The organism is Streptococcus sp. GMD4S, assembly GCF_000296955.1.
In genome coordinates, this window is record NZ_AJRE01000502.1 from 1 (window position 1) to 1441 (window position 1441).

At 41.9% G+C, this 1441-nt stretch carries 1 protein-coding gene; it reads left to right on the top strand.

The window, feature by feature from the left end; all coding sequences use genetic code 11:
* Window positions 1-164 precede the first annotated feature (164 nt).
* Window positions 165-1361, top strand: coding sequence for an elongation factor Tu (gene tuf / locus GMD4S_RS12115; protein ID WP_001040720.1), 1197 nt, complete (start codon window positions 165-167; stop codon window positions 1359-1361).
* Window positions 1362-1441: the final 80 nt, after the last annotated feature.

Consider the following 1441-nt stretch of genomic DNA (forward strand, 5'->3'; position numbering starts at 1 on the left):
ATAAAGAAGCAGAAGAACAGGATTTGATAAGATTTAGATTAATTCACAAAATATGTGTAAAACACTTGCAATTTAGCAGAAATTTGATAAAATAGTAAGGAAAGTTAGACTGTATTGCCTACTGTCTATCTATAAAATATATTTTATTGGAGGCTTTTACTCAAATGGCAAAAGAAAAATACGATCGTAGTAAACCACACGTTAACATTGGTACTATCGGACACGTTGACCACGGTAAAACTACTTTGACTGCAGCTATCACAACTGTATTGGCACGTCGCTTGCCTTCAGCAGTTAACCAACCTAAAGACTATGCGTCTATCGATGCTGCTCCAGAAGAACGCGAACGCGGTATCACTATCAACACTGCGCACGTTGAGTACGAAACTGAAAAACGTCACTACGCTCACATCGACGCTCCAGGACACGCGGACTACGTTAAAAACATGATCACTGGTGCCGCTCAAATGGACGGAGCTATCCTTGTAGTAGCTTCAACTGACGGACCAATGCCACAAACTCGTGAGCACATCCTTCTTTCTCGTCAGGTTGGTGTTAAACACCTTATCGTCTTCATGAACAAAATTGACTTGGTAGACGACGAAGAATTGCTTGAATTGGTTGAAATGGAAATCCGTGACCTCTTGTCAGAATACGACTTCCCAGGTGACGATCTTCCAGTTATCCAAGGTTCAGCTCTTAAAGCTCTTGAAGGTGACTCTAAATACGAAGACATCATCATGGAATTGATGAACACTGTTGATGAGTACATCCCAGAACCAGAACGTGACACTGAAAAACCATTGCTTCTTCCAGTCGAGGACGTATTCTCAATCACTGGACGTGGTACAGTTGCTTCAGGACGTATCGACCGTGGTACTGTTCGTGTCAACGACGAAATCGAAATCGTTGGTATCAAAGAAGAAACTCAAAAAGCAGTTGTTACTGGTGTTGAAATGTTCCGTAAACAACTTGACGAAGGTCTTGCTGGAGATAACGTAGGTGTCCTTCTTCGTGGTGTTCAACGTGACGAAATCGAACGTGGACAAGTTATCGCTAAACCAGGTTCAATCAACCCACACACTAAATTTAAAGGTGAAGTCTACATCCTTACTAAAGAAGAAGGTGGACGTCACACTCCATTCTTCAACAACTACCGTCCACAATTCTACTTCCGTACTACTGACGTTACAGGTTCAATCGAACTTCCTGCAGGTACTGAAATGGTAATGCCTGGTGATAACGTGACTATCGACGTTGAGTTGATCCACCCAATCGCCGTAGAACAAGGTACTACATTCTCTATCCGTGAGGGTGGACGTACTGTTGGTTCAGGTATGGTTACAGAAATCGAAGCTTAATTCGATTAAGTTCCCAGAAGAACAATTATTTAAGTCAGACACTAAAAGAATCTTGCCTTGCAAGGTTCTTTTTTTCTTCT

Coding starts and splice junctions, on each gene's coding strand:
- tuf (WP_001040720.1), top strand. CDS start 165: ATGGCAAAAGAAAAATACGATCGTAGTAAACCACACGTTAACATTGGT.